The 23,332-nt window shown below is 34.1% G+C and carries 24 protein-coding genes and 1 pseudogene; 9 read left to right on the plus strand and 16 right to left on the minus strand.

The genetic code is table 11. The features are described from left to right. Window positions 1–8: 8 nt before the first annotated feature. From AC3WVA_RS15320 to AC3WVA_RS15345, 6 genes are all read right to left on the minus strand, one after another. Window positions 9–1,361 (minus strand): transglycosylase, encoded by a 1,353-nt coding sequence (locus tag AC3WVA_RS15320; protein ID WP_098345408.1) that lies wholly within the window; start codon window positions 1,359–1,361, stop codon window positions 9–11. A 16-nt stretch (window positions 1,362–1,377) separates the two neighbouring features. Then, window positions 1,378–3,018 carry a flagellar motor switch protein gene (locus AC3WVA_RS15325; protein ID WP_098345409.1) on the minus strand — a complete coding sequence of 547 codons (1,641 nt, stop codon included), beginning with the start codon at window positions 3,016–3,018 and terminating at the stop codon, window positions 1,378–1,380. 173 nt (window positions 3,019–3,191) lie between these two features. Next, the gene (locus tag AC3WVA_RS15330; protein ID WP_098345410.1) at window positions 3,192–5,195 is read right to left on the minus strand and encodes a chemotaxis protein CheA; all 2,004 of its coding nucleotides are present in this window, start codon (window positions 5,193–5,195) and stop codon (window positions 3,192–3,194) included. A gap of 129 nt (window positions 5,196–5,324) precedes the next feature. Next, entirely contained in the window at window positions 5,325–5,693 is a 369-nt protein-coding gene (locus AC3WVA_RS15335) for a response regulator (protein WP_000940576.1), read from the minus strand. Between the two features lie 149 nt (window positions 5,694–5,842). After that, window positions 5,843–6,520 carry an OmpA family protein gene (locus AC3WVA_RS15340; protein WP_048527147.1) on the minus strand — a complete coding sequence of 226 codons (678 nt, stop codon included), beginning with the start codon at window positions 6,518–6,520 and terminating at the stop codon, window positions 5,843–5,845. Window positions 6,521–6,542: 22 nt separating this feature from the next. Continuing rightward, on the minus strand, window positions 6,543–7,376 hold the full coding sequence (locus AC3WVA_RS15345; protein ID WP_098520745.1) for a flagellar motor protein MotP: 834 nt from the start codon (window positions 7,374–7,376) through the stop codon (window positions 6,543–6,545). A gap of 171 nt (window positions 7,377–7,547) precedes the next feature. On the opposite strand from AC3WVA_RS15345, the gene AC3WVA_RS15350 reads away from it, so the two are divergent. Then, complete coding sequence (locus AC3WVA_RS15350; RefSeq protein ID WP_048527145.1) at window positions 7,548–8,150, plus strand: HD domain-containing protein; 603 nt, start codon at window positions 7,548–7,550, stop codon at window positions 8,148–8,150. Between the two features lie 25 nt (window positions 8,151–8,175). Here the strand turns inward: AC3WVA_RS15350 and hfq are convergent, their stop codons facing one another. Together hfq and AC3WVA_RS15360 are read right to left on the minus strand one after the other, a co-directional pair. Then, window positions 8,176–8,364 carry an RNA chaperone Hfq gene (hfq, locus tag AC3WVA_RS15355; protein WP_000400660.1) on the minus strand — a complete coding sequence of 63 codons (189 nt, stop codon included), beginning with the start codon at window positions 8,362–8,364 and terminating at the stop codon, window positions 8,176–8,178. A 53-nt stretch (window positions 8,365–8,417) separates the two neighbouring features. Then, on the minus strand, window positions 8,418–8,636 hold the full coding sequence (locus AC3WVA_RS15360) for an aspartyl-phosphate phosphatase Spo0E family protein (protein ID WP_048527144.1): 219 nt from the start codon (window positions 8,634–8,636) through the stop codon (window positions 8,418–8,420). Window positions 8,637–8,875: 239 nt separating this feature from the next. Here AC3WVA_RS15360 and AC3WVA_RS15365 point away from each other — a divergent pair, with 239 nt between their 5' ends. The 6 genes and pseudogenes from AC3WVA_RS15365 (at window position 8,876) to AC3WVA_RS15390 (ending at window position 13,519) form a co-directional block, all read left to right on the plus strand. After that, window positions 8,876–8,995, plus strand: coding sequence for a YjcZ family sporulation protein (locus AC3WVA_RS15365; protein WP_000120179.1), 120 nt, complete (start codon window positions 8,876–8,878; stop codon window positions 8,993–8,995). A gap of 166 nt (window positions 8,996–9,161) precedes the next feature. Beyond that, window positions 9,162–9,629 carry a VOC family protein gene (locus AC3WVA_RS15370; RefSeq protein ID WP_098520747.1) on the plus strand — a complete coding sequence of 156 codons (468 nt, stop codon included), beginning with the start codon at window positions 9,162–9,164 and terminating at the stop codon, window positions 9,627–9,629. 6 nt (window positions 9,630–9,635) lie between these two features. Continuing rightward, window positions 9,636–10,849, plus strand: a pseudogene (locus AC3WVA_RS15375) (MFS transporter). A gap of 128 nt (window positions 10,850–10,977) precedes the next feature. Then, complete coding sequence (locus AC3WVA_RS15380; RefSeq protein ID WP_048527141.1) at window positions 10,978–11,427, plus strand: ArsR/SmtB family transcription factor; 450 nt, start codon at window positions 10,978–10,980, stop codon at window positions 11,425–11,427. A 19-nt stretch (window positions 11,428–11,446) separates the two neighbouring features. Then, window positions 11,447–12,667 carry an MFS transporter gene (locus AC3WVA_RS15385; protein ID WP_098520749.1) on the plus strand — a complete coding sequence of 407 codons (1,221 nt, stop codon included), beginning with the start codon at window positions 11,447–11,449 and terminating at the stop codon, window positions 12,665–12,667. Window positions 12,668–12,793: 126 nt separating this feature from the next. Further along, on the plus strand, window positions 12,794–13,519 hold the full coding sequence (locus AC3WVA_RS15390) for a sulfite exporter TauE/SafE family protein (protein ID WP_098345417.1): 726 nt from the start codon (window positions 12,794–12,796) through the stop codon (window positions 13,517–13,519). Between the two features lie 94 nt (window positions 13,520–13,613). Here the strand turns inward: AC3WVA_RS15390 and AC3WVA_RS15395 are convergent, their stop codons facing one another. The 4 genes from AC3WVA_RS15395 to AC3WVA_RS15410 form a co-directional block, all read right to left on the minus strand. Beyond that, a complete protein-coding gene (locus AC3WVA_RS15395) occupies window positions 13,614–14,213 on the minus strand; it encodes a DJ-1/PfpI family protein (RefSeq protein WP_492322022.1) in 600 nt (199 codons plus the stop codon). A gap of 87 nt (window positions 14,214–14,300) precedes the next feature. Beyond that, window positions 14,301–15,035 (minus strand): oxygen-insensitive NADPH nitroreductase, encoded by a 735-nt coding sequence (nfsA, locus tag AC3WVA_RS15400; RefSeq protein WP_098520751.1) that lies wholly within the window; start codon window positions 15,033–15,035, stop codon window positions 14,301–14,303. A gap of 294 nt (window positions 15,036–15,329) precedes the next feature. Continuing rightward, entirely contained in the window at window positions 15,330–15,647 is a 318-nt protein-coding gene (locus AC3WVA_RS15405; protein WP_000678049.1) for a magnetosome magnetite crystal formation protein family, read from the minus strand. Window positions 15,648–15,792: 145 nt separating this feature from the next. After that, window positions 15,793–16,344 carry a YdcF family protein gene (locus AC3WVA_RS15410; protein WP_341014071.1) on the minus strand — a complete coding sequence of 184 codons (552 nt, stop codon included), beginning with the start codon at window positions 16,342–16,344 and terminating at the stop codon, window positions 15,793–15,795. Between the two features lie 187 nt (window positions 16,345–16,531). Between AC3WVA_RS15410 and AC3WVA_RS15415 the strand changes: the two genes are divergently transcribed. Further along, window positions 16,532–17,197, plus strand: a complete 666-nt coding sequence (locus AC3WVA_RS15415; RefSeq protein WP_071757463.1) for a DUF421 domain-containing protein — start codon at window positions 16,532–16,534, stop codon at window positions 17,195–17,197. A gap of 36 nt (window positions 17,198–17,233) precedes the next feature. On the opposite strand, the gene AC3WVA_RS15420 is transcribed toward AC3WVA_RS15415, so the two are convergent. The 3 genes from AC3WVA_RS15420 to AC3WVA_RS15430 all read right to left on the minus strand — a co-directional run bounded on the left by AC3WVA_RS15420 (window position 17,234) and on the right by AC3WVA_RS15430 (window position 21,338). Next, on the minus strand, window positions 17,234–18,589 hold the full coding sequence (locus AC3WVA_RS15420; RefSeq protein ID WP_098345422.1) for an MATE family efflux transporter: 1,356 nt from the start codon (window positions 18,587–18,589) through the stop codon (window positions 17,234–17,236). 132 nt (window positions 18,590–18,721) lie between these two features. Beyond that, window positions 18,722–19,567 (minus strand): MerR family transcriptional regulator, encoded by an 846-nt coding sequence (locus AC3WVA_RS15425; RefSeq protein ID WP_098345423.1) that lies wholly within the window; start codon window positions 19,565–19,567, stop codon window positions 18,722–18,724. Window positions 19,568–19,664: 97 nt separating this feature from the next. Continuing rightward, window positions 19,665–21,338 carry a ribonuclease J gene (locus tag AC3WVA_RS15430; RefSeq protein WP_098345424.1) on the minus strand — a complete coding sequence of 558 codons (1,674 nt, stop codon included), beginning with the start codon at window positions 21,336–21,338 and terminating at the stop codon, window positions 19,665–19,667. A gap of 485 nt (window positions 21,339–21,823) precedes the next feature. Here AC3WVA_RS15430 and AC3WVA_RS15435 point away from each other — a divergent pair, with 485 nt between their 5' ends. Further along, window positions 21,824–22,987 (plus strand): cation:proton antiporter, encoded by a 1,164-nt coding sequence (locus tag AC3WVA_RS15435; protein WP_071757466.1) that lies wholly within the window; start codon window positions 21,824–21,826, stop codon window positions 22,985–22,987. Window positions 22,988–23,050: 63 nt separating this feature from the next. Here AC3WVA_RS15435 and AC3WVA_RS15440 read toward each other — a convergent pair whose 3' ends face one another. Further along, entirely contained in the window at window positions 23,051–23,329 is a 279-nt protein-coding gene (locus AC3WVA_RS15440; RefSeq protein WP_492322023.1) for a DUF3986 family protein, read from the minus strand. Window positions 23,330–23,332: the final 3 nt, after the last annotated feature.

The raw sequence follows: 23,332 nt of genomic DNA on the forward strand, positions 1-23,332 counted from the left end.
TGAAATTATTAGCCCCATTCTTTATTACTTTTTAAAACTAGAAAGAGTACGAATAAACCAGACATAATAGCAAATACATTAGAAGCTTGTATTCCCTCGTCACTTTTAGCTTCTTTCTTATCTTCTTGCTCTTCGTTTTTCTCTTTCTTTTTCGAAATGACTTGATTGTTATTATCTTTATCTTTTTGAGCCTTCGCTTTATTTACTTCTTTATTGTCTGTGAGGGGCTCTTTTATAACATAAGTAATTTTTTCTTTCTCTTTCAATGGTTCTTTTATAAGATCGTTTACTTTCTCTTCTTTTTTCGGAATTTGAACAACTGGTGGTTTTTCTTCCAGAAGCGGGATTTCTACTTTCGGGTCTTCCTGCTTCTCAGTTTCTTTCTTATCTTCTAATTTATCCTCTAATTTATCTTCATTCTCTCGTTCTTCTACCTTTTTATCCTCTTCTGTTTTTTGCTCCAAAACAGAAACGATATACTCACTTTCTTCAACGAGTTTATTGCCGGCCGCATCCACTATCTCTACAAGTAATTCGTATGAGCCAATTGGCAACGCATCCGTTATTTCAAATACTTTTTGCCAATCCATATCGCGCTTATTGTAATCTAATAAAAATGTAATCTCTTTATTTTCTTTTCCTTTTAATGTAACACGGACTTCTTTCACAACTGATTCTACGTCTGTCGCCTTCACTCGTACACGTATAGAATCGCCTCGTTTTCGTTCAATTACGTTTCCCTTCGTCTCATCAATCGTAACTTTATGTAACTTCGGTAACTCTTTATCTAGAGTTGGCATTTCATTATTTATATGAATGAGCGGGACTTTCACTTCATTTTCTACGAGCTCTTCTTTCTCATTTTCTTTGTAACTTTGAACGAGCTGAAGGCTCCAATCACCTTGTAAATCAAAAGTCCCGACCTTGTAGTTAGCAATCCATCGCTTCGTTTCTTCTTCATACTTAAACGATAGCATTCTTTCTTGTTCATACTGATCGCCGTTTTTTGGCAAGCGCAAAATACCTTTTATACTTTGAACATTTTTCTCTTTCGGCTCTACAATAATCCGCACTTCTTCGCCAACTTTTAATTCCGACTTATTTACTGTAATAACCCCTTGATCCGTCTCTATCTTTTTTTCGGTCTCTTGTTCATTTTTTGCTTCTTGTTGTTCCTCTTTACCTTGATTCACTTCCACTTGCTCTGGCTGCTCTTGAACTTCTTTATTTTCTTCTTGCACATTCACTTCATTTAATTTTTGTTCTGGCACATTTTGCTCTTCCGCCTGACTTTGCAGCGGGAAGAGCAAGCACACATGTATGCATAGCCAGCAAATTAGAAAGAACTTTACGCTTTTCATTTACTATTTCAACGCCTTATAGTGATTTCGTCACTTTTACTCCGAAAAATCCATCTACATTTACAAGTTCACCATACGCCACCAATACATCATTTACATAAATACGAATTGGCTCGTCAATATCCTCATCTAGTACAACCGCTTCATTCTCTTGTAAACTTAAAATATCTTGAATTGTTTTCACTGTGCTTCCAAATACAAATTTCACATTCATTTCTACATTTTGTAAGATGGATGTGTCCATGTATACTGGTTCCATTTGTTTTACTTCTTTAAATTCAATAGGTTGCACAACAGGTTCGACAACCTCTTCTTCCATTTCTTCCGTAACAATCTCTTCTTCCTCTTCCATCATTGGATATAGAAGTCTTCTTACCATTTCTTTCGCTTCTGAAATTGGTAAAATTTGATACATTTTTGATTGAAGCAGGTCGCCAATTTCAAGGTTGAACGTAATTTGGACGAGTTCGTCCACTTTCATTGACTCTCCCAAATATTCCATTTCTTCTTTTAGCGTTACGAATTTAACATTTGGTGGTGTCATGTCCATTTTTTCTTGAAACATTTCTGACATCGCCGTCGCAGCATGCCCCATCATTTGGTTCATGATTTCTTTAATACCGCTCAGTTCTAATTCACTAAGCTCCTTCTCTGGATCAACTTCCCCTGTTCCCATCATCATTAAATCTACCATTGTTAAAGCGACATCTTTCGTAAATACGAATACATTCTCATTCTTTAGTCCTTCAACAAAATCAACATTTAAAATAACAAATGGGACTGGTACTCCGTCATAATGACGAACATTGATTGATTCTACATTGGGCGTACTAATTGTAACTGGCTGATTTAAAAGCGTTGACAATACTGTTGAAGCGGAACCAATTGAAATATTTGCAATTTCACCAAGGACATCTTTCTCTTCTTGCGTTAAATGCTCTTTTTCAACTTGTTCTTCTACAATCTCAGTTTCCACTACTTCTGCTGGCTCGTCTTGCTCTTCTACGTCACCAGATAATTGCATTAATTTATTTACCATTTGTTTCGCATGTTCAACTGAAACAATTTGCACAAGTTTAGAATTTACCAGATTATCTATCTTTAAATCAAACGATACTTTAACAATCGTTTGATTCCCATCAATTTCCGAGATTTTCTCCATTTCTTCTGATAGCTTTACAACTTTAATTGTCGGCGGAGACATATCTACTGTATCTTGGAAGAATTCAGACATAGATGTAGCTGCGAACCCCATCATTTGATTCATCGCTTCTTGTACAGCACTTAGCTCTAATTCACCAAGTTCTTTTCCGTCCTCCACTTCACCTGTTCCCATCATCATTAAATCAGCAATGGATAATGCAACATCTTGCTTAAGGACAAGAAGGTTTTCCATATCTAATCCTTTTGTAAAATGGATGTTTAGTACAACGTGTGGAACTTCGACGTCGCTTGAATCATATAAATCTACCAATTCGATGCGAGGAGCAGTAATACTTACTTGCCTATTTAAGATTGTTGATAATACAGTCGAAGCTGAACCAAATGATATATTTGCAATTTCGCCAAGAATATCGCATTCTTGAGGCGTTAAATGCTCATTTTCTTTTTCTAGCACAATGGTGCTCGTATCCCCTTTTGTGTGTTGCTCAGGCATTTTCTCTGCCTCCTCATTTCTGTTTTTCTATCAAATGATATAAACTCTCATTTTATTTTAACAAACTTATTATATAAAACGTTAATATGTATTTATTCCCATTTTTAGATTAGTAACGATTAACCAAAAAGCTCCCCAATTGTATACAAGTGGGGAGCTTTCCTTCATTCCTATTATAAACCTTCTGGGTTTAAAATGAGGACCACTCGTCCATCACCGAGAATTGTCGCACCAGAGAAATAATTAGAACTCTCTGCAAAGAAGTCACCTAATGACTTTAAGACTATTTCTCTTTGACCGATAATTGTGTTTACAATAAGTCCATAGCTGCGATGTGTATTACGAACAATTAACACAGGAACCATTTGACCATCATATGACGCAAACGCCTCATCTGCTGTTTTCTCACCAAATACCGTACTTAAATGCTTCACTTCAATAATTTGATTACGGTAATTTAACACATCTTTTCCTTGTATGGATTGGATGTCTTCTCTCTTGATTCGAATTGCTTCAACAATATTACCAAGAGGTAAAGCATAACGTTTATCATTCGTTTGAACAAGCATAGATTGTATAATAGACAACGTTAATGGAAGTTCAATTCTAAATGTACTGCCTTTGCCTTCTTCAGAATCAATAATTAAATGTCCACCTAAACTATGGATTGTATGTTTCACTACATCTAATCCAACGCCACGCCCAGAAAGGTCTGATACAACTTCAGCTGTACTAAATCCTGGTTGGAAGATCAAATCAAATATTTCACGGTCTGTTAATTTATTTGCCTCAGATTCTGTTACAACACCATTTTTAATCGCTTTTTCTAATACTTTCCCTTTATGAATTCCATTTCCATCATCCGTAATTTGAATTACGACATGATTTCCACTATGGAACGCTTCTAATTTAATCGTACCTGTCTCATTTTTACCTGCATCACGACGTTGTTCAACAGTTTCAACCCCATGATCAATTGCATTACGAATTAAATGAACAAGCGGATCACCGATTTCATCAATAACAATTTTATCAACTTCAGTATCTTCACCTGTAATTTGTAAATCGATTTTTTTCCCTAAATCTTTCGCTAACATACGTACCATACGCGGGAAACGATTAAAGACTGTTTCAATCGGCACCATACGCATGTTTAGAAGTACATTTTGAATATCTTTTGAAATATCGCCTAATCGATTTAAATGCTCAATTAATTCCTTATTTTGAATTGCTTGCGCCAATTCATCTATGCGACCACGCTCAATTACACTTTCTTCAAACATGTTCATTAATCTTTCGATTTTTTCCAATTGAACACGTATGGAACGATTTTCTACTTTACCATTTTTCGTTTTTGCAGTGCTTTTAGCTGGTGTAGCATTAGCAGATTGTTTAGATACTTCTTTAGTTGATTCCACATGCGTAGCTGCTTGTGGAACTTCTTGTACGACTTCTTGTGTAGCCAATTTTTCAGAAACTACTTCTTTTGATGTATGTCCTTGCTTCACTTCTACTTTATCAATTTCAGAAACATGAAGCACTACTTGTTTTAATTCTTCTTCACTTTGATCAGTATCCATAAATACTGTGAACTCAAATCCGAAAGCATCTGCTTCAATTTCTTCAATACTTGGAACTGTTTTTTGTACATTCCCTACATTTTGCAGTGCTTCAATACACATAATGGCACGTACTGCTTTTAAAATAGCTTGTTGCTCAACAGTTATATGCACTTCATGTGAAGTTGCATCATCGTTATTTATAGTTTCTTGTTCTATATGTTCAGCAGGAATTTCTATATTGCCGTTCAATAATGCTTCTAATTTCTGTTTCGTTGCAATTACATCAATATTGCCCATTCCACCTTGCTGCACATCTGCAACCATCTTCTCTAAATTATCAATGCACTCAAAAATCACATCAATAATCTCCGCATTTACAACTATATTCCCATGACGAATTTCATCTAAAACGTTTTCCATTTTATGCGTTAAATCCGCCATTTCCGTAAATTCCATACTCGCTGACATCCCTTTAAATGTATGGGCTGAGCGGAATATTTCTCCCACAACATCCATATCAGTGGGATTTTGTTCTAAAGTTAGCACATTTTCATTTAGCGATTGTAAATGTTCTTCTGATTCCTCAAAAAATATATTTAATAGATCTGTTTGCATTTTAATCCCCTACCTGTCTAACAAACATTTCATTTATGTATAACAATTTAGTGTTTTAAAGCAAGAAAAAAGGGGGCCACACGCATATCCGCTATCAATGTTTAGATTCCTTGTGGCACCCCTTCTATATTAGCTGTTTGCTACTTTTGTTAAAGCTTCGATTACACGATCTGCTTGGAATGGCTTTACAATAAAGTCTTTTGCTCCACCCTTAATTGCATCTAATACCATACCTTGTTGTCCCATTGCAGAACAAATAACAACTTTTGCACTTGAATCAATTTTAATAATTTCTTTTAATGCTTCAAGTCCGTCCATTTCTGGCATAGTAATATCTAATGTAACTATATCAGGTTGAAGTTCTTTATACTTTTGAATTGCCTCTACTCCATTTTCCGCTTCTCCGATTACTTCAAATTCAGAATTACTTTTTAATAAGTTTTTAATCATTGTTCGCATGAACATCGCATCGTCTACAACTAAAATTTTATGTGCCATTCTTTTTGATTCTCTCCTTCTATGTATAAATATATCTTAATATTTCACCTTATCATTCTCACTCATTATACAAAATAAAATGATAAAATTTAATATTTTTTTAAAAGAATTTTCGTATTTTTATTATTTATTATCAAAATAACAATATACTATTCTTTTATATAAATGACAACGCGGCGATTTTTTTCCCAATTTTGCGGTGAATCATTTGGTACTACTGGCTTGGTATCTGCATATCCTACCGCAGCTAGCCTTTTATCATCCACATTATACACTTCAATTAAGTGATGAATCATATTTGCCGCTCGTGCGGAAGATAATTCCCAGTTTGAAGGGAATTTATCGTTATGAATCGGTCTACTGTCTGTATGTCCTTCTACAACAATGGGGTTTGGTACCGATTGGAAAAATCCAACTAATTGGCTTATTATCTCTTTCGCCTCCGGTTTAACGTTCGCATCACCCGTATCGAATATTAAATTATCTACTATAACGACACTTACCCCTGTGTCCTCTCGGTATACGTTCACTTGACTAATACCGTTATTATCCACATATGCTTTTAACTTCTTATATAATTCATCCATTCTTTTTTTCGAAATCATTTTTTCATCATTTTTTTCATGTGAAATATCTGGTATTGTATTTTCCATTACTTTTGCATCTACTTGCTCCGCGTCACTAAACTTTTCAAGCATCTTCGACAATTTTACTGCATCCTGCTTTGATGTAGCAACTAGTAATACAAAGAAAGTTAATAATAACATCGTTAAATCTGTAAAAGTCGTCATCCAACGAGGCGATCCCTTTTGCGGTCGTTTTATCATCACCATACCACTCCTTGCAATATTAGGCTGCTCGTTTTACTTTTTTTATCTTTGTTTCGTATACGTATGTATCGAGTTTCAACTTTAATTTAGAAGGGATTTGTCCACGATACAATTCTGAAATTGCTTCAATAATAAACTTCTTCTCTGTATATAAATCTTCAATACCACGATACACTTTTTCAGCAAGAGGAATTGCAATCATATTCGCAAGTACTGATCCATACAATGTCGTTAACATAGCAACTGCCATCCCTGTACCAATTTGTGATGTGTCTTGCAAGTTTTGAAGCATAATGATAAGACCGATTAAAGTTCCTATCATACCCCAAGCCGGAGCGAAATCACCAATTTTATCTAATAATGTCGCTCCCTTTCTTAACTCATACACTTCCGTTTCAACATCTTTCATTAACACTTCTTTTAATTCCTCTTCATCATAACCACTTAACATGAGTCGAATCCCTTTTTGAATAAAAGGATTGTCTACTTGCTCTCCATCGACTTCTAAAGAAAGCAACCCATTCTTTTTAGACTTTTTCGAAAAATCAACAAACAAATCCGTTAACTGCTCTAAATCTTCTTCTCTTCTATGTAAAACAGTAAAAATACTTTTCGTATATTTTTTTAATTCTCCAAATCGATATGCCACAACAATTGTGGCAGTTGTTCCCCCTATAACAATTAAAATAGATGAAACATCTAAAAAGTTTTTAAAAGCTTTTATTCCACCGCCGCCAAGCATAATTGCCGCTATTACAATAGCAAAACCTACTATTATGCCAACTGGGCTAGAAATATCAAACTTCCTTTTTTTTCTTTCTGGTCTAGCAAATCCTTGATTTTCGTTTCCCATATTCCTGCCCTTCCTTTTCATTTTTATAAAACATTTTTTTATTTTAATAATGCGTTTTCACATATAATAAGTATTATACGCTTATCATCTATTTATCGCAATATACTCATAGAATTGACACATTTTATTTCCATATTAGAATTATAGTATAGATATATGAGGAGGATCACAATGGAACATAACATTTTACAAGTCATTGCACTAGCAGAAAAACTAAAATATGAAATGCGACATAGCTGGCTTTCTAATGGACGTCAAGAAAGCGTTGCTGAACATACGTGGCGCATGTCCTTAATGGCCATTTTAGTTGAGCCTTATTTAGATCAAAAAGTAAACATCGAAAAATTACTTAAAATGGTTATTATTCACGACCTAGTCGAAGCTGAAGCTGGTGATATTCCCGCTTTTGATACAATGAACAGTCATGAATTACAATTACAAAAACAAAAAAATGAGCAAGAAGCAATTTTAAATATTAAGCGCACATTAAAAGGTTCTCTCGGCACGGAATTATATGATTTATGGATGGAATTTGAAGCGAAAGAAACATACGAAGCAAAAGTGGCTAACGCACTTGATAAGCTTGAAGTAAAAATTCAGCATAACGAAGCTGATATTGATACGTGGCTACCAATTGAGCATAAAATGACTTTCCAAGTAGCAAAGCATACAAACTTTGATTCTTTCCTATCTAAATTACAAAAGATCATCGAACAAGACGGAGAAAAGAAATTATTAGATGCCGGCATTGACGTGGAAGCTTGCAAACAATAATGAAAAGACACTCAATATGAGTGTCTTATTTCATTATTGTTGATATAGCCTGCTTGTAAATAAGTTGTTGTTTTCCATCAACTAACATTAAAACGGTAAATTTGTCTATCGCCACAACTTCTCCTACTATTCTAACGCCACTTTTTAAAAAAATTGTAACAATACCTTTTTCTTCTTTTATTTGTTTATATAGCTCTTCTTGTAAATGTTCCAAATACTTTTCTCTCCTTTTTACGGAATATCCTAATATAAAAAACTACAAATTATTTATTTATGTACTTTATCTTTTACATTCATAAACTTATTAATAAGTATATCTAAATCTCGGCTAAATAACAAAACTTTATCATGATCCAATCCGTGTCTAGCAACAAGTTGAATTAGCTCTTTCTTTTTGTCTTCTATTTTATTGTGTAATTTTCCCATCTCCATCTCTTTACTAAAACTCCCTTTTCCCATAATATTACTTGTAAAATTATAGTACAAATCCACTCATAAAAAAATATAAAAATGGTTTTTTTTACAATTTTTCTATTTTTTTATGAACAAATCGCAAAATATATAGGAATTCATTCACATATCCCTAGCTAATTATACAATCAAAATGACCATACAGGCGTTTGTCTAATTACTCAAGAGACTGGCTCCATTTCCATACAAAAAACATACTGTATACAGTAGTCCATGAATTATATAGATTAACTTACTCAAAAGGAGGAACATATATGAGTTATGGTGGAAGTTGCGCTGGTTTCGGCGGTGGATTTGCTTTGCTTATCGTACTATTCATCCTTCTAATCATCATCGGATGTAGCTGTTGGGGTGGCGGCGGATACGGATACTAATATATCCTATCCTTAACAAATGAACGAAAAACTATACGAAAACAGCTCATATTTGAGCTGTTTTTTCATACTTTCGTATGAAGTTATGTCCCTCCTTTTTCTGATTTCAACTAATTAAAAACCGTTTACTATGAAATTAAGAAATACTTTACTAAGGAGGATTACAATGATTAAAGGTCTTTACGAAGCACATTTACCTGTCCGCAACTTAGAGGTATCAATATCTTTTTATGAATCACTTGGACTGAAATTATATAAAAGAGGAGATGCTATTGCTTTCTTTTGGATTAAAGAAAATGAAAGTTGGCTCGGTCTTTGGGAAGGCACAGAATACAAAGTTAATTATCACCCCTCTTTACGACACGTCGCCTTTCAAGTAAGCTTACATGATTTAGAACATGCGATACAATGGCTACATCAAAAAGGCATTTCAGCACGAAAAGATTTTGGAATGGAACCAATTGAACCGATTGTTTTTCCAGAATTAGCGCATGCCGCTATATACTTTAACGATCCTGACGGAAATAGTTTAGAATTGATTGCACAATTACCTGTTGGACTCCCTACAGAGGAGAAAGTGTATTTAAGTGAGTGGAAAAAACAAGTTCAAGCATCTTCATTACATAAGGATTAATCTTTTATGTCAGTTTCTTATTCCGCGCTTCTTAAAACAAATACTAACTTCAAAAAACTATTTTACGGGCAAATATTAAGTGTACTTGGAGATTGGTTTCATACAGTAGCTTTATTAACATTCGTCTATAGTATAACGGAATCTCCGTTTATGATTGCACTCACTTTTATAAGTAAAGGTTTACCACAACTTCTACTTAGTCCTTTCATAGGCGGGATTGTAGATCGTTTTTCTAAAAAGAAGATTCTGATTTTTACCGATATTTTACGAGGCATAATCGTCCTTACTTACTTATTTGCACTATATAAAATTGAGATTATTTTCATTTCTAACATATGTTTATCCGTACTTTCTTGCTTATTTGAGCCGGCTAAACAAGCAACATTAAAAAATATCGTACACCAACATCATTTCGTAACTGCTAACTCTCTTTCTAGTACAATGAATGGTTTTATGTCTATTATGGGGGCTTCTTTAGGCGGGATACTTGTACAATCTTTACATATTGAATTCGCTTTTTTAGTAAATAGCCTTTCATACTTTATTTCAGCCTATTTTATTTATAATATGAGTGTCCCTACTCATGATACTTGTAACGAAAACAAAGCATTTTTTACTGATATAAAAGATGGGTATACATACATTTTACAAACAAAATCATTTTAACATTAATTCTTGTCGGCATTTCATGGGGCATAATTGGCGGCGCTTATCAGCTACTTTTAACGATCTATGCCGAAAGAATTTTCTACACGAATATTGGAATTTTATATACAGTTCAAGGGGCTGGGCTGATGATTGGGAGCCTCCTCGTTAATCTTTATATATCTAAAAATGAAGAAAAAATGAAAAAATTATTCGGTTGGGCCTACTTCCTACAAGGAGTTTTCTTTCTCGGATTCATTTTATCCGATCAACTTATTATCGGTATCATTACATTGCTCTGTATGCGTATAGCAGGAGGAATCATCGTTCCACTTGATACGACATTACTTCAAACTTACACGAAGGACAATATGATGGGTAAAGTTTTTTCATTCCATTATTCCATTTACGGATCTCTTATTCAGTTATCCATGTTTTTTACAGGAGCGCTTTTAGAAATTCTTTCTCCGCAAGTTATTGGTACCTTGCTAGCTATATGCTGTATTTTTGTTAGTTTTATATGGCTTTACCTGCTTTATCGCGGGAAACTGAGTGAAGAACCTACTATCATGTAATAGCATGTTTATGTACATGCTATTTTTATTTATGTCGAAATATAAAGGAAAAAGGCGATTTATTTCCCTTACGTTCTAATTTTTTAGAATGTACAATAAATTTAGATTATAAGAAAGGAGATGTCATAATGTTTGACGATAGACTTACTATTTCAGCTGAGCAGCAGAAGCTTATTTCCAATGCAACCCGCATTCAAATTCTCCACCTTTTAAAAGACGAAGCACTCACTGCAAAGCAATTAGCTACTAAACTAAATAAATCTGCTGGTAGCGTACATTATCACGTTCAAATTTTATATGATGGAGGGTTACTTGAATTAGTAAACACGAAAGAAAAACGAGGAATTATTGAAAAATATTACAAAGCAAAATCTGCTCACTTCTATATTGAAGAAAGCGGCACAGAAGGAACGAATACAGGCAGTCATATTGTATCTCATTTATTTTTAACTCCAGAGGAATTACAACAGCTTACTTGGGAAGTTTCACAAGTTTTATTACGCTGGGAAAACAAAACCGCTCGTCAATCAAACTCCGAAGAGGAATACGCTATTTCCTGCAGGATTAAAAAACAATGAAAGAAAGGTCCGGCCGCTCATGAAAAATAAATTATTATTATTGTCGGGAACAGGAATTTCTCGTTTAGGTGATTTTATGTATCTCATCGCCTTAAACGTAATGGTGTTAAATAGCACAAACTCCCCCGCTGCTGTAGCAGGATTATGGATTGTAGGTCCAATTGCGACCGTTGTTACAAAAATATGGTCTGGTAGTATAGTAGATCGATTAAACAAACGGTCTATTATGCTCATCACAGATATAATTCGGGCAGCTCTTATTGGCTGTGTTCCACTATTTGATTCTATTTGGGTCATTTATATTTTTATCTTTTTAACTCGCATCGCTACATCATTTTTCGATCCAGCTTCATTCACCTATAAAACAATGCTCATACAAGCTGAAGAACGCGCTCAATTTAACGCTTGGAATAGCTTATTTACAAACGGAGCTTTCATTATCGGTCCAGCCCTTGCCGGAATACTTCTCACCACGCACTCAGCATCCTTTGTAATTTACTGCAACTCACTCTCATTTCTACTTTCTACCATTCTCATTTACTTCTTGCCAAACATTACACTACAAACAAAGCAAAATGAAGAAGTTGCAAATACTTTCGTACAAACATTACGAAATGATTGGAAACAAGTTTTTGCATTCGCTCGAACTGAAACTTACATCATTCTCATATTCGTTTTATTTCAAGCCACTATGCTTGTTTCTATGGCGCTCGATTCACAAGAAGTTGTATTCACAAATCAAGTACTATTTTTATCCGACATGGAATATAGCATGCTTGTTAGTATAACTGGTGCTGCTTACGTTTTTGGTTCATTTCTTGTTTCTCTCTTTGCTAAACGATTACCGATTCAATATTGCATCGGATTCGGTATGATATTTACAGCAATAGGTTATGTAATTTTCGCCTTTTCAAATTCATTTATAAATGCGGCAGGCGGTTTCATTTTACTGGGTATCGCTTCATCATTTGCTGGTACTGGCTTTATCACATTTTATCAAAATAACATCCCGGTTCATATGATAGGACGTATTGATAGCGTATTTGATTCTATAAAAAGTTTTATCCAAGTCTTTTTCATTTTAGCAATTGGGGCATCGGCTCAATTTATTTCCGTTCAAATCACTGTAATCAGTAGCTCATTACTCATTCTTTTCCTTTCTTGTTTATTAGCAATCCGGGTAATGGCGCCTTCACGAGAAAAATATTTTACAGCGACAGGATCATCATTGGAATATTAATTGCAACATAAAAAGTGGCTATTTTGCCGCTTTTTTCCCGTATTAAAGAGCAGCAAGCCCCACTGATTAAAGTATCACTTTATGTTAAAATATGTATTGGACCTAATTATATGTGGGAGGGCTATTTTGGAGATTATATTCACTTTCATATGTATTATATTAGTAGCTTCTATTTTACAAACAAGTACAGGTTTTGGCTTTTCTATTATGGCAACACCTTTCTTACTCATGCTATTTCTACCACAAGAAGCTATACAAATAAATATCATTTTATCATTAATTATTTCCATATCACTCATCTGGAAAATAAGAACAGACATTGATTTTATTCTACTGAAAAGATTAATTTTTGGAAGTATAGTTGGTGTTCCTTTTGGAATATTAATTTTCATTTCCATTAACATCAACACATTTAAATTAGTAATTAGCATCCTTCTCTTACTATTAACGTTGATGCTAATATGCAACTTTAAGATTCAATCAACAAAATCTAGAGATTTCATAGTTGGCGGATTATCTGGTGTTTTAACGACAAGTATCGGTATGCCAGGACCTCCCCTGTTACTTTATTTTACAGGAACTGATACGAAAAAGGAGAAGTTACGAGCAACTACATTGGCTTTTTATCTATTTATATATTTCATTAGCCTACTCACTCAAATACTCTTTACTGGAACAAACAAAACAATTTGGGAATCAAGTTTTTATGCTATTCCAATCGTATTTCTAGGTTTGTATATAGGTCAAATTATTTTCAAATGGCTTAATCAACGGATTTTTAAAATATTTACGTATATCCTTTTGAGTTGTACGGGTATGTATCTTCTTATTGAGAGTTTGCATTTATTATAACTAAGTTTTTCAAGATAATAGATGCTTTAGATGGTACAAGAACATATTGACTTAAACGATAAAAAGCGGCTATTATGCCGCTTTTTATATTCACTTAAACTAACGTTTCATCACACAGCTCTGTCACATTTTTAAAATATTGTAAGTTTTCCTTCGCTTCAGCTTCATTAAATAAATTGAGCCGTTTCATTATTTCAGTTGCAAATTCAACGTACGCAGATCCTACAGCTGTTATTATTTTCCCATCAACGGTTACATCTTTATTTTGTTTATATTTCCATTCATGTAAATGCGCTAACTGTTTTTCATCTGGTGTTAATGATGTTGAGAATTTCTTCTTATTAAGTACTCCTGCTGCATGTAGTAAAGATGTTCCTGCACAAATACACGCTATCCATTTATTTTGCTTATGTAATTCGTTCACGATAGATAACAACTTTTCATTTTCTAAATGATTAAAAATATGTCCTCCTGGTACAATAAACACTTCATAGTCTGCTACTTCATAGTCTGCTACTTCAATATGCTCGATAGCAACATGTGGTTGACACAAAAATCCACCTTCTCCTGTAACTGTTTTTCCGTCTACAGTTGCTGTTATTATTTCAAATTCCTTACTTATCAAAAATAAACTCGCTATATTTACTTCAAATTCTGCAAATCCATCAAATAAAAAGATTAAAGCTTTTTTCATAGTATCTCCTCCCCCTATACTTATTCGAAGACAATCATCTTTCTCCTCCAAAAAAGGCAAACCCGCATCACAGATTTGCCTTTTTACTCATTTTTTATTTAGTCCTTTTTCACTTAAAAACTCTTTCATATGCATTCTTTTTTCTTTAGACATAAATGAACTCATTGATTCTGTCCATGTTACATTTTTCTTGTTTGCTGACCTTTCTTTGTAATACGAGCTCATCGTTTCATCGTATTCGTTTAATAATTCATCATATTTCTTTTCATCATATCCATTTTCATGAAGGATTGCCGCTACTGGTAAACGCGGTTTCACTCCATGATCTTCATCTGGTACACCAACTGTCATTCCGAATACAGGATATACTTTATCCGGTAAATGAAGCAATTCACTTACTTCCCTCGGATTATTGCGAATACCACCAATATAACAAATACCGTATCCTAACGATTCTGCTGCTAGCGCTAAGTTTTGCGCGAAAAGTGAAGCATCTACCGTCGCAACAATAAAGTCTTCTACTCCTTCATGCTTTATTTCTGTACCATGTTTTTCACATGCCATTTCAAGACGTTTTAAATCTGCACAACAAACAAAGAATGCTGCGCAGTCTTTCACGTGACGATTTCCAGATAACTCTGCTAGTTTAACCTTTAGGTGTTGATCTGTTACATATATAACAGAATACGCCTGTACAAAATGTGAGGAAGCGGCATGCTGCGCAGCTTGCACCATTCTTTCTACTACATCTTTCGGAATTGATTCTTCTTTATATTTACGAACTGACACGTGTTGCTCCATTTTATGTATAATCTCATTCATGAAAAACACTCCTTTTTTTCTCTTCATAATGAAAAATTAACATATCTTTTCCAATATTCACAACTTATAAGCACAAAAAGAGCAATTCTTGTTGAATTGCTCTTTTTAAAACGTCTATCAATACGGTACATGAAATTATATCGACGATTATTTAAATATATCAGCGATTTTTCAGATATATCGACGATTCCTTGCACTATATCAACGATTTTTCGAATATATCGACGATTCGACAAGGGATATCGACTTACCGACAAATAACGACAAATCCACTCCGACTTATTCCTTATCTTATTACGCTGTTTTCAAAACTTTAATACCTTTTACGATATTCCAAATGAAGTAATAAATCCCTACAAGAATGAACACCGCATATGTGATCATCATGCCAATTCCAGCACCATCCGATTGATTGAAGCTTAACCCGTATATGCCGGATACTGCTAATCCACCAAATAAAACCGCATACGGGAAAATATGTGACCAAAATGCTTTTTTCGCGTGGTATTTCACTTCATCTTCCGCAACGAAGTACACGATAATTGGTAGTAAAAATGGTGCAAAAAAGATACTAAAGTAACATAGTGAAGATAATATATTATTCCCTTTCATCCGATTCACCTCTAAATAGTTTTGTTACCTTCATTATGTCAGGAATCCACTCTAGAAACTATCGCTTTACCTTTCATAAACATGACACATTTGTAAGATTTCGCCCAAAAAATCCCGCCTAGAATGCTAGGCGGGATCACTTTCACTATATTCGATTCATAAACCAATATTGCGTAATAGCTAAATACTCTCGTAAATTCGATGGAATGACAATTCGCTTCGGCGTTTCGGCCGGAAGTCCTTCTAATTGTAAACCTTGCTTTGCTGCTATTTTTTTCGCTCTAAACATATGGAAGTCATTTGTTACGATCATGCCCTTTTTCATATTGTCTGGAATTAAAGGTTTTGAGAATTTAATATTTTCATCTGTACTCGTTGACTTATCTTCCATTATAATGCGGTCTTCTGCAATTTTTAGTTTCATTAATCCATGTTTCATTGCTAATGCTTCTGAAATATCTTCTCCTTTTCCTTTCCCTCCAGACACAATAGCAATTGCTTTCTCATGTGATTGTAAATAGTCAGCTGCTTTATCAATACGATATTGCAATGAGTACGATGGTTTCGTTCCGTTTACTTTCGAGCCTAGTACAATTATATAATCTGCGTCGTAGGTAACATTCATTTGCCCATGCTTATAAATGTTATATTGTAAAAATCCCGCATAAACGGCGCAAACCATTATAATTCCTAGCATATACTTCGTTATTTTCTTCTTTTTCATATCCAAATACTCCTAAGTTCTTTGCTCCTTTAATCATATTATCCGTTTATTCATTTGTATACAGACAAATTCCATTTCACCCTAATTTATCCTCTAAAAAGTAATATTTATATTCCGTTCGGGAACAGTAAGTACAACTTTGCACGAAGGAGTGTCTCTATTGCTTCTCTTTTTATGTAACGTATCATTCTTTTTCATCTTATTTTTACTATCACTTAAATTGCTCGGTAAATCTGCTTTAGCACAACTAACGCCTCATGATTTTGGTGCTATTATCTTTTTATCTTATTTAGCTTTTCAGGCCATACCAGTCTCTGGTGCTTTGCAAGCTTTTCTCGGTATGGTCGTTATTACATGTTTGCATTTGCTTCTTACAAAATTAAGCTTACTAAACAAACTAAATCGTTTTATTCTCGGGCACCCGATTATTTTAATTAAACACGGTGACATTATTTTTGAGAACTTACAAAAAAGTAGATATCCAATCGCTGAACTTCTTTCTAACCTTCGCGTCGCAGGATATCCAAGTGTTCACGAAATTGAATATGCTATTTTAGAAGCAAATGGCGCCATTAGCATTTTACCAAAGCGTGAACTTGTACCATTAACTCCGAAAGATTTGAACATAGATGTTACATATGCTGGTTTACCAATTGCCCTTATCGTTGATTCTCAAATTCAATACGATAACTTAAAGTTAATTCATAAGGACGAAAAATGGCTATATAAAGAATTAAAAGAAAAAGGAATTACAAATATAAAGACCGTTGCTTTCGCGTCTGTTCAAGAAACAGATGGATCTTTTGCAATTAGTTTAAAGGAATAAAAAAATCCCATTAATTGCTTAATGGGATTTTCCTCATTATATTGCTTCTTTCTTTCCCGCCATATTTAATGGAACAGGATGTTTCATACGATTCATCGTAAATACGATAATCGCTGTCAATACTTCCGCTACTGGCATAACGAGCCAAATTCCGTTTATCCCAAATAATTTTGGCATAATCCATAATAATGGAATAATAAATAATAACCCTCGGCTCATTATAATAAGTACTGATTTCGTCGTTTGTCGAACGGATTGGAAGTACTCTCCATACACAATGTTATAGCCTAAAAATACATATTGGATAAAGAACAAGCTAATTCCCGTTAATGTTAACTCCAGTAACTTTGGAGACTGGACATCAAATAGACCAATAATATATTTCCCGAAGAATAATCCGACAATTATCGCAACGCCTCCAAGTACAACTGCAATTTTCACAGCAAACTGCAATCCTTCGCGCAATCTTTCTGATAAATTTGCACCGTAGTGGAAACTCGCAATTGGTTGTAACGCTGCTCCAACGCCGAAGAATAGTAGTAATGTCATCGCGTGAATACTATTCACCATCGCATAGGACGCGACACCTACTTCTCCTGCATATTGAACGAATGCAATGTTAAAACCAATCGTTACAATTGCAACTGTACTTTCTGCTGTAAAGCTCGGGAAACCGATTATCATAATTTGTTTCACTGTATCCCATTCAAAATGGAATTTCGTCCACTTTAAAATACTACTTTTTCTAAAGAAGTGCGTTAATAATACAAGGAAGCCAATTGCTGCTGAAAGAATAGTCGCTGAAGCAGCACCTGTTACACCCCATCCAAAAATGAAAATAAAGATATAGTCAAACACTATATTTAATACAGCCGTTACAACTAGACCTGCCATCGCTAAGTTAGGATTTCCATCATTTCGTATAAATGTACTTAAAATATTTTCTAAAACGTATATCATTCCAAATGTTAATAACACGTGTAAATAGTCTAACGCATACGGTAAGATCACTTCGTTTGCTCCGAATAAGTATGCTAAATCTTCTATTCTCCATAAACAAATCGCTGCTAATACACCTACGATAATTACTGCTACCGTCATAGATTGAGTAAAAATAGACCTTGCTCTTTCTATTTTATTTTCACCTAATGCAATGGAATATAACGTTGCCCCGCCCATTCCAATCCATAATGAAATTGAGAAGAATATTGAAAACGCTGGAATAGCCACGTTTACTCCTGCTAATCCGTTTGCTCCAACTCCTCTACTAATCATAACCGCATCAATCACAATATTAACTGACATTAATACCATTCCAAGAACAGCTGGTATTAAATATGAAATAAATAAACTTTTTATCGGTTTTTCTCTTAACTTTTCTGTTGCTTCCATACTCTAATATGCTCCTTTTTTCAACTCTCTTTACTCAGTTTAAACCTTAAAGTAACTTGAAGGTCAATAGAGAATTTAAAAAATAGGTAACTTACTTATCGTGTTTCATGCCAATTTGTAATGATACGAGTTCTATAACTTATTGCTTTGTTTTTTCATAATAGGAATTTGAATTTCTGTTACTTGTTCCTCTGGATTTTCTGTTACAGACCAATCAATTAATGCAATTTCAATTGCATCTCCACTTATTTCGTATCCTTCTTGATCAATATATTTCATTAGCTTCTTATATGTTTCATCAGTTTCTTCATATGGCCCATGATGATATACACAGGCAAACATACCTTCTTTAATTTCATCTGAACTATGTACTTGAAAAGGCATGTAATCCAACAGAATAAAAACACTGCTATACGCTTGAAACTCATTTTGCAATAATCCTTTTTTCGCAACTGTTACACCGATATCTCCAGAAAACAAGCTATCATCCATTTGCCTCATATTTTTTTGCAACGAATGAATGTAATACTCAAACATATCATCTGTCGTATTCGGTGCAACCGCAATAGCTGTTATTTTTCGCTGCGGAATCTCTTTTATTACCATTTGTTCAGCTTTTGCTTTTGTTGCTTCCTTAATTAAATGAATTCTATGCTCCATTTTCGCCAAAGCATACTCAATTTCTCTTTGTTTTTTCAACATCATTTCTTGTTGTTTCTCCAGTAAATTGAGTGCGTATGCTGGATTTCTTTCATCAATATATTTTTTAATTTCCTTTAATGGAATATTTAATTGGCGTAAAAACTTAATCGTATCTAATAGTGAAAATTGATCGATTGTGTAATAACGATAATTGGTTTGCGGATCTACAGTAGACGGATGAAAAATACCTTTTTCATCATAATAACGTAATGTAGATTCTGCTATATTATGCATTTTTGCCATTTCTCCAATTGTAAAGCGTTTGTTTAATAACATCTTTTATTTCCTTCCATTTCTATTTATTTCATTATATGTTCATTCTGTCTTCAAAACAAAAAAAGAATTCCCCTAAGAGAATTCTTTTTATTAAATCTTAAACCTCTATTATTATAGGAAGGATCATCGGTTTTCTTTTCGTATTAGTATATATAAACTTCCCTAAAGCTTCTCTTACTTCTCTTTTCAAAATACCCCAGCTATTCACATTCTCTTTCTTTAAATTATTAATTGTAATAACTGCTAATTTATTTAATTCCTTCAAAAATTCTTCTGAATCACGAACATAGACAAATCCACGAGATATCATATCAGGACCGGAAATAATTTCTCCGTCCACTTTATTAAAGGTAATAACTATTACGAGCATTCCATCTTCTGAAAGTTGTTTTCGATCACGTAATAAGGCATTTCCAACATCACCTATTCCTAATCCATCTACGTATATATTTCCTGCCTGTATTTTTCTAGATTGAATTGCCACTTCATTACTTATATCTACAACATCTCCATTACGAACGATAAAGATATTTTCTTTTTCGACACCAATTGATTCTGCTAACAAACTATGGTGATGCAGCATTCTAAACTCTCCATGAATTGGGATAAAATATTTAGGTTTCATTAAAGTGAGCATTAATTTCAATTCTTCTTGATACGCATGACCAGATACATGGACTCCAGTAGAACTACCTGATCCATAAATTACTTTTGCTCCTAAAGCAAATAAATTATCTATAATTCTTGAAACGTTACGTTCATTTCCTGGAATCGGAGTCGCAGCTATAATAACCGTATCTTCTGGTAAAACATCAACTTGTCTATAGTTTCCACTCGCTAAACGCGCTAAAGCTGCCATCGGTTCTCCTTGACTTCCTGTACAAAGTATCGCTACCTGCTTTGGATCTAAACGATTTACCTCACTCGCTTCAATTAACATGCCGTCTGGAATATGTAAATACCCTTTCTCTAGAGCAACTTCTACTACATTTACCATACTTCTCCCGAGTAAAGCCAGTTTTCGATTTGTTTTTATGCAAGCTTCAACTATTTGCTGAACACGATTCACATTAGAAGCAAATGTAGAAATAATCACTTTTCTATTTGCTTTCATAAATATTTCTTCTATTCGTTCTCCTACTGATCTCTCTGATGGAGTAAAACCTGGTCGTTCTGCATTTGTACTTTCAGATAGTAAAGCTAGTACACCTTCACTACCTATTTTAGCCATTTTATGAATATCAGGATGTTGGTTATTTACTGGTGTTAAATCAAATTTAAAATCCCCGGTATGCACTACAGTACCTTCTCGAGTATGAAACACAATACCGAGACAATCTGGAATACTATGATTCGTTTTAAAAAATGTCGTCTGAATAGAACCGAGATCGATTTCTGATTCAGCGTGAATAACAATTAATTCTGTATCATTTTGAAGATTATGCTCTTTTAATTTAATTTCAATTAAACCTAACGTTAACTTCGTCGCATAAATTGGTACGTTTAGTTGTTTTAAAAAATATGGTATTCCGCCAATATGATCCTCATGCCCATGTGTCACGACTAACCCGCGAATTTTTTCTTTATTTTCTTGTAAGTATGTGATGTCTGGAATTATTAAATCAATTCCTAATAAACTTTCATCTGGAAATTTAGATCCACAATCAATAACGACAATATCATTTTCATATTGAATAGCGTACATATTTTTTCCTATTTCATTTACTCCACCTAAAGCAAAAATAGACAAGTTGTTCTTTAATGAATTCAAAGGCTAGGCCCTCCCTTTCATATTTATAATTCGAGAAATAGCATTTAGGCTTTATTATTTGTAATAAAAAAGGACTTCATACTATTTCATACATATAAAGTGAAACTTTAATCAGTGGGGGTTTTCTTCATCCCCCCACTGATTATTAGTTGAACCAATCGGACTTTTATGGGCAGTTGATCCCCCACCTAAATTCTTTGCTTTCGCTGAATTTTGAAGTGGGGGTCTTACTGCCCATTAAAGTGGGATAAAAATTCACACACTATTCTTATATGTATATCCCTAATAACACCGTCTCTCTCTAAAAAAGCTCCCATTTTTTCATTGATTTTTTGTAAAATCTATTATATATTAATTACAGGTTCAAATTACGAGTTCAAAAGAACTTGTAATAAGACCCTTTGTTTAATGGGTTTTACATATTTTCATTAGGCAAATTCCGAGAAATCGTATGATAAAAATAAAAATGATGAGGAGAGGATCCGATGGAATTCGAATTTTTCTTTCAAATTGCACTTATTTTATTAAGTACAAAGCTTGCTGGTGATCTTAGTGTTAGATTAGGCCAACCTTCTGTACTCGGTAAATTAATTGTCGGTATCGTTATCGGTCCAGCTGTATTAGGTTGGATTGAAAATTCAGAACTTCTAACACAATTAAGTAATGTGGGTGTTATTCTTTTAATGTTTATGGCAGGACTTGAAACAGACTTAGAGGAATTAAACGCAAATCGTAATTCTTCTTTAGCTGTTGCACTTGGAGGTATCGTTCTTCCATTCGTAGGTGGTTACGTTTCTGGTCTCGTTATGGGAATGGAACAAGGAAATGCTGTATTTTTAGGATTACTTCTATGTGCGACAAGTGTTAGTATTTCTGTACAAACACTTCGCGATTTAGGAAAGATGAAAACACGTGAAAGTACAACTATGCTGGGTGCAGCTGTATTCGATGACATTCTTGTCGTTATTTTATTAGCATTTGCTATGAGCTTCTTAGGTACAGACGATGTTAACTTAACAATGGTTATCTTGAAGAAAGTTGTATTCTTCGCTTCTATTATTTTAATCGGATGGAAAGGTGTTCCTGCGATTATGCGCTGGTTATCACCACTACGCGTATCTGAGTCTATCGTGAGCGCGGCTCTTATCATCTGTTTCTCATTCGCATATTTCGGCGAATTATTAGGAATTGCTGGTATTATCGGTGCTTTCGCAGCTGGTATCGCTATTTCTCAAACGAATTACAAACATGAAGTAGAAAAGAAAGTAGAACCAATTGCTTACGCTATGTTCGTTCCAGTATTCTTCGTAAGTATCGGTATGAATATTACATTTGACGGTATTGGCAATCAAATTTGGTTCATCCTAGCATTAACAGTAATCGCTGTATTAACGAAACTAATCGGTTGTGGCTTAGGTGCACGAATGACTGGATTTGACGCTAAGTCTTCTGCAATTATCGGTGCTGGAATGGTTTCTCGTGGTGAAGTTGCACTTATCATCGCAGGAACAGGACTTTCTTCCGGTCTATTAGCACAAGATTACTTTACAGCTATCGTTATTGTCGTTATTTTAACTACAATGATTACACCACCAATGTTGAAATACACTTTTGGTGCTAAAGATAAAGCAATGAAAGCAAGTAAATAAGCTTTCTACAATAAAAAGAGATTACTATCTTATAAGATAGTAATCTCTTTTTTCATTTTATCTTTAAACAATTCCATTCGTTTTTAACCAGTTTTCAAAAATAATTCGTGCTTCTTCATCGTCAATATCATTACGAAATGAATACACCATAATGCCGTAATCATCTACATATTCACCTAGCTTCATCTCCTTCACTCTCTTATAAAAATCGTCTGCCTCATAGTGCGGAATATAAGCATCCCAAACTGGTTCATTTATTCTTTTGTACGCTGTCACTTCCAAATCATATCCATCTTCATAATATCCGATGTGATAATGTTGACTAGGATTATATTTCTCCATAAA

It is taken from the genome of Bacillus sp. EB106-04-02-XG92, from assembly GCF_058791995.1.